This is a genomic window from Streptomyces sp. NPDC023481 (assembly GCF_055560195.1).
Genome location: NZ_JBVHJE010000024.1, coordinates 97,873 through 106,774, shown reverse-complemented (window position 1 = coordinate 106,774; position 8,902 = coordinate 97,873). Strand labels below are relative to the sequence as shown.

At 71.0% G+C, this 8,902-nt stretch carries 7 protein-coding genes; 6 read left to right on the top strand and 1 reads right to left on the bottom strand.

Annotated features, from left to right (window positions below):
• Nucleotides 1–145: 145 nt before the first annotated feature.
• Nucleotides 146–649, bottom strand: a complete 504-nt coding sequence (gene bldD, locus ACZ3ZD_RS34565; protein ID WP_018570201.1) for a transcriptional regulator BldD — start codon at nt 647–649, stop codon at nt 146–148.
• Nucleotides 650–902: 253 nt separating this feature from the next.
• On the opposite strand from bldD, the gene pyrR reads away from it, so the two are divergent.
• From pyrR to carB, 6 genes are all read left to right on the top strand, one after another.
• A complete protein-coding gene (gene pyrR / locus ACZ3ZD_RS34560; protein ID WP_467406528.1) occupies nt 903–1,490 on the top strand; it encodes a bifunctional pyr operon transcriptional regulator/uracil phosphoribosyltransferase PyrR in 588 nt (195 codons plus the stop codon).
• A gap of 90 nt (nt 1,491–1,580) precedes the next feature.
• Nucleotides 1,581–2,558: an aspartate carbamoyltransferase catalytic subunit gene (locus ACZ3ZD_RS34555; protein WP_467406524.1), complete on the top strand. Its 978-nt coding sequence runs from the start codon at nt 1,581–1,583 to the stop codon at nt 2,556–2,558.
• A gap of 5 nt (nt 2,559–2,563) precedes the next feature.
• Nucleotides 2,564–3,850, top strand: coding sequence for a dihydroorotase (locus ACZ3ZD_RS34550; RefSeq protein WP_467406520.1), 1,287 nt, complete (start codon nt 2,564–2,566; stop codon nt 3,848–3,850).
• Nucleotides 3,847–4,458 carry a PH-like domain-containing protein gene (locus tag ACZ3ZD_RS34545; RefSeq protein WP_467406515.1) on the top strand — a complete coding sequence of 204 codons (612 nt, stop codon included), beginning with the start codon at nt 3,847–3,849 and terminating at the stop codon, nt 4,456–4,458. Before ACZ3ZD_RS34550 ends, ACZ3ZD_RS34545 begins: the two co-directional genes overlap by 4 nt.
• Nucleotides 4,455–5,597: a glutamine-hydrolyzing carbamoyl-phosphate synthase small subunit gene (gene carA / locus ACZ3ZD_RS34540; protein ID WP_467406511.1), complete on the top strand. Its 1,143-nt coding sequence runs from the start codon at nt 4,455–4,457 to the stop codon at nt 5,595–5,597. Before ACZ3ZD_RS34545 ends, carA begins: the two co-directional genes overlap by 4 nt.
• Complete coding sequence (gene carB, locus ACZ3ZD_RS34535; RefSeq protein WP_467406508.1) at nt 5,590–8,898, top strand: carbamoyl-phosphate synthase large subunit; 3,309 nt, start codon at nt 5,590–5,592, stop codon at nt 8,896–8,898. The genes carA and carB overlap by 8 nt, the downstream gene beginning before the upstream one ends.
• The last annotated feature ends 4 nt before the right edge of the window (nt 8,899–8,902 follow it).

Below are 8,902 nucleotides of genomic sequence, written 5' to 3'. Positions count from 1 at the left end.
ATCGGGCACGGGCCCGCCCCCCCCCCGGGGGGCGGGCCCGTACGCCTACCCCCCCGGGCGACCGGGGGAAAACGCCGCCGGGGTGGCCGGAACCGCATGGTTCCGGCCACCCCGGCGGCACGTTTCTGCTGAGGCTGGAGAGTGCTTACGCCTCTTCGTGGGAGGCGACCGCGCGGCGCGCGTCCGCGTCCAGGACGCCCCAGCTGATCAGCTGCTCGGTGAGGACCGAGGGGGACTGGTCGTAGATGACGGCCAGGGTGCGCAGGTCGTCCTGGCGGATCGAGAGCACCTTGCCGTTGTAGTCACCGCGCTGGGACTGGATCGTCGCCGCGTAGCGCTGCAGGGGGCCCGCCTTCTCGGCCGGCACGGTGGCCAGCCGCTCCAGGTCCAGGACCAGCTTCGGCGGCGGCTCGGCGGCACCGCCCGGCGTGGTGCCCGGCAGGAGCTCCTGCACCGGAACGCCATAGAAATCGGCCAGCTCGGCCAGTCGCTGCACGGTCACGGCGCGGTCGCCCCGCTCGTACGAACCGACCACCACGGCCTTCCAGCGCCCCTGGGACTTCTCCTCGACACCGTGGAGGGAAAGGCCCTGCTGGGTGCGGATGGCCCGGAGCTTGGCCCCGAGCTGTTTGGCGTATTCGCTGGACATATAGCTCCCCGGACACTGTGTCGACGCGACCGGACTGTCTTCCCGCCGCGCGGCTGGTAACTCACTGTGAGGTTACGCAGCGTGACTCTTCTGCGTCAAGCCGAATGGTCCACACCGACTCTTCCGTGGTAGCGACGGTCGATTGCGCCAACCGGGTGACAGAGGGCCGCCCGGCGACCTGCTACCGTGGATGGCGCAATTCCGACGTCCTTTAAGGTCCGTCCCGTGAGGCGGAGAAGGAGGTCCGTTTCGTATGGACAAGCAGGACCAGCACGACTCGCCCACGCATCCGCAAGCGACCGACGCCCGGCCCGTTCTGGAGGGCCCCGACATCGCGCGGGTGCTGACCCGCATCGCCCACGAGATCGTCGAACGCGCCAAGGGCGCCGACGACGTGGTGCTCCTCGGCATCCCGACCCGCGGTGTCTTCCTCGCCCAGCGGCTCGCCGCCAAGCTGGAGCAGATCACCGACCGCACGGTCCCGGTCGGCTCCCTCGACATCACCATGTACCGCGACGACCTGCGCATGCACCCGCCGCGCGCGCTGGCCCGCACCGAGATCCCCGGTGACGGCCTCGACGGCCGGCTCGTGGTCCTCGTCGACGACGTGCTCTTCTCCGGCCGCACCATCCGTGCCGCCCTCGACGCCCTGAACGACATCGGGCGCCCGCGCGCGGTGCAGCTCGCGGTCCTGGTCGACCGCGGCCACCGCGAACTGCCCATCCGCGCCGACTACGTCGGCAAGAACCTCCCCACGTCGCTGCGGGAGACGGTCAAGGTCCAGCTCGCCGAGGAGGACGGTCGCGACACCGTGCTGCTCGGTGTGAAGGCCGGCCAGTAGCAACCCGCGCGCCGGGCCGCTTCGGCGTGCCCGCCCACGCGCCGGTCTGCCCCGAACCTCCCTGTTGAACTGCCTTACGGAGCCTGACAGATGCAGCGTCATCTCATCTCGGCCGCCGACCTCACCCGCGACGACGCCGTCCTGATCCTCGACACCGCCGAGGAGATGGCCCGGGTGGCCGACCGGCCGATCAAGAAGCTGCCGACCCTGCGCGGCCGCACGATCGTCAACCTCTTCTTCGAGGACTCCACGCGGACCCGGATCTCCTTCGAGGCCGCCGAGAAGCGGCTGTCCGCGGACGTCATCAACTTCTCCGCCAAGGGCTCGTCGGTGTCCAAGGGCGAGTCCCTGAAGGACACCGCGCAGACCCTGGAGGCCATGGGCGTCGACGCCGTGGTCATCCGGCACGGCGCCTCCGGAGCCCCGTACCGCCTCGCCAACTCCGGCTGGATCGACGCCGCCGTCGTCAACGCCGGCGACGGCACCCACCAGCACCCCACCCAGGCGCTGCTCGACGCGTTCACCATGCGCCGCCGGCTGGTCGGCCGGGACGCCGGGCTCGGCCAGGACCTGTCCGGCAAGCGGATCACCATCGTCGGTGACGTCCTGCACAGCCGGGTCGCCCGCTCCAACGTCGACCTGCTGCACACCCTCGGCGCCGAGGTCACCCTGGTCGCCCCGCCCACCCTGGTGCCGGTCGGCGTCGAGTCCTGGCCGTGCGCGGTCTCGTACGACCTCGACAGCGTGCTGCCCAAGTGCGACGCCGTGATGATGCTCCGCGTCCAGCGCGAGCGCATGAACGCGGCCTTCTTCCCCACCGAGCGCGAGTACGCGCGGCGCTACGGCCTCGACGGCGACCGCATGGCCAGGCTGCCCGAGCACGCCGTCGTGATGCACCCCGGCCCGATGGTCCGCGGCATGGAGATCACCGCCGAGGTCGCCGACTCCGACCGCTGCACCGCCATCGAGCAGGTCGCCAACGGCGTCTCCATCCGGATGGCCGTCCTGTACCTGCTGCTGGGCGGAAACGAGCCCGCCGTCACCCACTCGCGTACCGAGGAGAAGTAAGACCCATGAGCAAGATCCTGATCCGTGGTGCGAAGGTGCTCGGCGGCGCGCCGCAGGACGTCCTGATCGACGGCGAGACCATCGCCGAGGTGGGCGCCGGCCTGTCCGCCGAGGGCGCCGAGGTCGTGGAGGCGGCCGGCAGGGTGCTCCTGCCGGGCCTGGTCGACCTGCACACCCATCTGCGCGAGCCCGGCCGCGAGGACTCCGAGACGGTGCTGACCGGCACCCGCGCGGCGGCGAGCGGCGGCTACACGGCCGTGTTCGCCATGGCCAACACCTTCCCGGTCGCCGACACCGCAGGTGTGGTCGAGCAGGTCTGGCGGCTCGGCCGGGAGCACGGCTACTGCGACGTGCGGCCCATCGGCGCCGTCACCGTCGGCCTGGAGGGCAGGAAACTCGCCGAGCTGGGCGCCATGCACGAGTCCGCCGCCGGTGTCACCGTCTTCTCCGACGACGGCAAGTGCGTGGACGACGCCGTGATCATGCGCCGCGCGCTGGAGTACGTGAAGGCCTTCGGCGGTGTCGTCGCCCAGCACGCGCAGGAGCCGCGCCTCACCGAGGGCGCGCAGATGAACGAGGGCGTGGTCTCCGCCGAGCTGGGCCTGGGCGGCTGGCCGGCCGTCGCCGAGGAGTCGATCATCGCGCGGGACGTGCTGCTCGCCGACCACGTCGGCTCCCGCGTCCACATCTGCCACCTCTCGACCGCCGGCAGCGTCGAGATCGTCCGCTGGGCCAAGTCCCGCGGCATCCAGGTCACCGCCGAGGTCACCCCGCACCACCTGCTGCTCACCGACGAGCTGGTGCGCACCTACAACCCCGTGTACAAGGTCAACCCGCCGCTGCGCACCGAGCGCGACGTCATGGCGCTGCGCGAGGCGCTCGCCGACGGCACGATCGACATCGTCGCCACCGACCACGCCCCGCACCCGCACGAGGACAAGGACTGCGAGTGGGCCGCGGCCGCCATGGGCATGGTCGGCCTGGAGACCGCGTTGTCAGTGGTCCAGGAGACCATGGTCGACACGGGCCTGCTGGACTGGGCCGGCGTCGCCGACCGGATGTCCGTCACGCCCGCGCGGATCGGCCAGGCCACCGGGCACGGCCGTCCCGTCTCGGCTGGTGAGCCCGCCAACCTCACCCTGGTCGACACGGAATACCGTGGCCGGGTGGACCCCGCGGGCTTCGCCTCGCGCAGCCGCAACACCCCCTACCAGGGGCGCGAGCTGCCGGGTCGTGTGACGCACACCTGGCTGCGGGGCAAGGCCACGCTCGTCGACGGGAAGCTGACGTGACACCTGTAATCCTGCTGGCCGAGGCGAAGAAGTCGGCCGAGGTCACCGACTGGGGGGCCCGCATCGGCTGGCTCGTCGGACTGGTCCTCTTCATCGCGCTCGTCTACTGGCTGATGCGCGAGGGCTGGAAGTGGCGCGGCACCCTCCAGGGCGATCTCCCGGCCCTGCCCACCCGCCCCGCTCCCACCACCCCCGACGGGGGCGGCGAGCCGCCGCAGCCCGGAATGCCGGAGCGGTCCGGCGAGGCCAGACTGACGATGAGCGGCCGCTACCACGGCTCCACCACCGCCGGGCAGTGGCTGGACCGCATCGTGGCCCATGGCCTGGGCACCCGCAGCCGGGCCGAGCTCACCCTGACCGACGCGGGCCTGGAGGTCGAGCGCCCCGGAGCGAACGACTTCTTCGTCCCCGCCGCCGCCCTGCGCGGCGCCCGCCTCGACAAGGGCATCGCCGGCAAGGTCCTCACCGAGGGCGGACTGCTGGTGGTGACCTGGGCACACGGCGACAGACTGATCGACTCCGGTTTCCGCTCCGACCGGGCGGCCGAGCACACCGAGTGGGTCGACACCCTGAACCAGATGACCAACGACACGGAAGGCGCACGATGACGACCTCCACCAGGGGAGCCGTGAAGACTCCCGCCGTACTCGTCCTGGAGGACGGCCGCATCTTCCGTGGCCGCGCCTACGGGGCCGTGGGGGAGACCTTCGGCGAGGCCGTGTTCTCCACCGGCATGACCGGCTACCAGGAGACCCTCACCGACCCGTCGTACGACCGGCAGATCGTCGTCGCGACCGCCCCCCAGATCGGCAACACCGGCTGGAACGACGAGGACGACGAGTCGGACCGCATCTGGGTGTCCGGCTACGTCGTGCGCGACCCCGCGCGCGTGCCGTCCAACTGGCGCTCCAGGCGCTCCCTGGACGAGGAGCTGGAGCGGCAGGGCGTCGTCGGCATCGCCGGCATCGACACCCGTGCCCTGACCCGCCACCTGCGCGAGCGCGGCTCCATGCGCGCCGGCGTCTTCTCCGGGGAGGCGATCGCCCCCGACGCGGAGCTCCTGGAGCGCGTGCAGGCCCAGCCGCACATGAAGGGCGCGAGCCTGTACGAGGAGGTCGCGACCAAGGAGGCGTACGTCGTCCCGGCCGTCGGCGAGAAGCGGTTCACGGTCGCCGCCATCGACCTCGGCATCAAGGGCATGACCCCGCACCGCATGGCCGAGCGCGGCATCGAGGTGCACGTCCTGCCCGCCACCGCCACCGCCGACGACGTCTACGCCGTCGACCCGGACGGCGTGTTCTTCTCCAACGGCCCCGGCGACCCGGCCACCGCGGACGGCCCGGTCGCGCTGATGACCGCCGTCCTGGAGCGCAGGACGCCCCTGTTCGGCATCTGCTTCGGCAACCAGATCCTCGGCCGCGCCCTCGGCTTCGGCACCTACAAGCTGAAGTACGGCCACCGGGGCATCAACCAGCCGGTCCAGGACCGTACGACCGGCAAGGTCGAGGTCACCGCGCACAACCACGGCTTCGCCGTGGACGCGCCGCTCGACAAGGTCAGCGAGACGACGTTCGGCCGCGCCGAGGTCTCGCACGTCTGCCTGAACGACGACGTCGTGGAGGGGCTGCAGCTGCTCGACCAGCCGGCCTTCTCCGTCCAGTACCACCCCGAAGCGGCAGCCGGCCCGCACGACGCCGCCTACCTCTTCGACCGCTTCGTTTCCCTGATGGAGGGCCAGCGTGCCTAAGCGCACCGATATCCAGTCCGTCCTGGTCATCGGCTCCGGCCCGATCGTCATCGGCCAGGCCGCCGAGTTCGACTACTCCGGCACCCAGGCGTGCCGAGTGCTCAAGGCCGAGGGCCTGCGCGTGGTCCTCGTCAACTCCAACCCGGCGACGATCATGACCGACCCGGAGATCGCCGACGCCACCTACGTCGAGCCGATCACCCCCGAGTTCGTCGAGAAGATCATCGCCAAGGAGCGCCCCGACGCCCTGCTGCCCACCCTGGGCGGCCAGACGGCCCTGAACACCGCCATCGCGCTGCACGACAACGGTGCCCTGGAGAAGTACGGCGTCGAGCTGATCGGCGCCAAGCCCGAGGCGATCCACAAGGGCGAGGACCGCGACCTGTTCAAGGACGTCGTGGAGGAGGTCCGCCGGAAGATCGGACACGGCGAGTCCGCCCGCTCGGTCATCTGCCACTCCATGGACGACGTCCTCAAGGGCGTCGAGACCCTCGGCGGCTACCCGGTCGTCGTCCGCCCGTCCTTCACCATGGGCGGCGCCGGCTCCGGCTTCGCGCACGACGAGGAGGAGCTGCGCCGCATCGCCGGCCAGGGCCTGACGCTCTCCCCGACCACCGAGGTGCTCCTGGAGGAGTCCATCCTCGGCTGGAAGGAGTACGAGCTGGAGCTGATGCGCGACAAGAACGACAACGTCGTGGTCGTCTGCTCCATCGAGAACTTCGACCCGATGGGCGTGCACACCGGCGACTCGATCACCGTCGCCCCGGCGATGACGCTGACCGACCGCGAGTACCAGGTGCTGCGCGACGTCGGCATCGCGATCATCCGCGAGGTCGGGGTCGACACCGGCGGCTGCAACATCCAGTTCGCGGTGAACCCCGAGGACGGTCGCGTGATCGTCATCGAGATGAACCCGCGCGTGTCCCGCTCCTCCGCGCTCGCCTCCAAGGCGACCGGCTTCCCGATCGCCAAGATCGCCGCCAAGCTGGCGGTCGGCTACACGCTGGACGAGATCCCGAACGACATCACGCAGGAGACCCCGGCCTCCTTCGAGCCCACGCTCGACTACGTGGTGGTCAAGGCCCCGCGGTTCGCGTTCGAGAAGTTCCCGCAGGCCGACTCCACGCTGACCACCACCATGAAGTCGGTCGGCGAGGCCATGGCCATCGGCCGCAACTTCCCCGAGGCCTTCCAGAAGGCGCTGCGCTCCCTGGAGAAGAAGGGCAGCCAGTTCGCCTTCACCGGCGAGCCCGGCGACAAGGAGACCCTGCTCCGCGAGGCCGTCCGCCCCACCGACGGCCGCATCAACACGGTCATGCAGGCCATCCGCGCGGGCGCCACCCCGGAGGAGGTCTTCGCGTACACGAAGATCGACCCGTGGTTCGTCGACCAGCTCTTCCTGATCAAGGAGATCGCGGACGAGCTGGCCGAGGCCCCCGAGCTGACCCGCGAGCTGCTCGCCGAGGCCAAGCGGCACGGCTTCTCCGACCAGCAGATCGCCGAGATCCGCGGCCTGCGCGAGGACGTCGTCCGCGAGGTCCGGCACGCCCTCGGCGTCCGCCCCGTCTACAAGACGGTCGACACCTGCGCGGCCGAGTTCGCCGCGAAGACCCCGTACTTCTACTCCGCGTACGACGAGGAGACCGAGGTCGCGCCGCGCGAGAAGCCGGCCGTCATCATCCTGGGCTCCGGCCCGAACCGCATCGGCCAGGGCATCGAGTTCGACTACTCCTGTGTCCACGCCTCCTTCGCGCTGTCCGACGCCGGCTACGAGACCGTGATGGTCAACTGCAACCCGGAGACCGTCTCCACGGACTACGACACCTCCGACCGCCTGTACTTCGAGCCGCTGACGCTGGAAGACGTGCTGGAGATCGTCCACGCCGAGCAGCAGGCCGGCCCGATCGCGGGCGTGATCGTGCAGCTGGGCGGCCAGACCCCGCTGGGCCTCTCGCAGGCCCTGAAGGACAACGGCGTACCCATCGTGGGCACGTCCCCCGAGGCCATCCACGCGGCCGAGGACCGGGGCGCCTTCGGCCGGGTCCTCGCCGAGGCGGGCCTGCCGGCGCCCAAGCACGGCACGGCCACCACCTTCGAGGAGGCCAAGGCCATCGCCGACGAGATCGGCTACCCGGTCCTGGTCCGGCCGTCGTACGTGCTCGGCGGGCGCGGCATGGAGATCGTCTACGACGAGACCCGCCTCGCCTCCTACATCGCCGAGTCGACCGAGATCAGCCCCTCCCGGCCGGTCCTCGTCGACCGCTTCCTGGACGACGCCATCGAGATCGACGTCGACGCCCTCTACGACGGCGAGGAGCTGTACCTCGGCGGCGTCATGGAGCACATCGAGGAGGCCGGTATCCACTCCGGCGACTCGGCGTGCGCCCTGCCCCCGATCACCCTCGGCGGCTTCGACATCAAGCGGCTGCGGGCCTCCACCGAGGCCATCGCCAAGGGCGTCGGCGTGCGCGGCCTGATCAACATCCAGTTCGCGATGGCCGGCGACATCCTCTACGTCCTGGAGGCCAACCCGCGCGCCTCCCGTACGGTCCCCTTCACCTCCAAGGCGACCGCGGTGCCGCTCGCGAAGGCCGCCGCCCGCATCTCGCTGGGCGCGACCGTCGCCGAGCTGCGCGCCGAGGGCCTGCTGCCGGCGAACGGCGACGGCGGCGAGCTGCCGCTGGACGCGCCGATCTCCGTCAAGGAGGCCGTCATGCCCTGGTCGCGCTTCCGCGACATCCAGGGCCGCGGCGTGGACACCGTCCTCGGCCCGGAGATGCGCTCGACCGGCGAGGTCATGGGCATCGACTCCGTCTTCGGCACGGCGTACGCCAAGTCGCAGGCCGGCGCCTACGGCCCGCTGCCCACCAAGGGACGGGCGTTCATCTCGGTCGCCAACCGCGACAAGCGCTCGATGATCTTCCCGGCGCGCGAGCTGGTCGCCCACGGCTTCGAGCTGCTGGCCACCTCCGGCACCGCCGAGGTACTCAAGCGCAACGGCATCAACGCCACGGTCGTGCGCAAGCAGTCCGAGGGCACCGGCCCGAACGGCGAGCGGACCATCGTCCAGCTCATCCACGACGGCGAGGTCGACCTCATCGTCAACACCCCGTACGGCACCGGCGGCCGCCTCGACGGCTACGACATCCGTACGGCCGCGGTGGCCCGCTCCGTGCCGTGCCTGACGACCGTCCAGGCGCTCGCGGCGGCGGTCCAGGGCATCGACGCCCTCAACCACGGCGACGTGGGCGTCCGTTCGCTCCAGGAACACGCGGCCCACCTGACCGCGGCCCGCGACTAGCAGC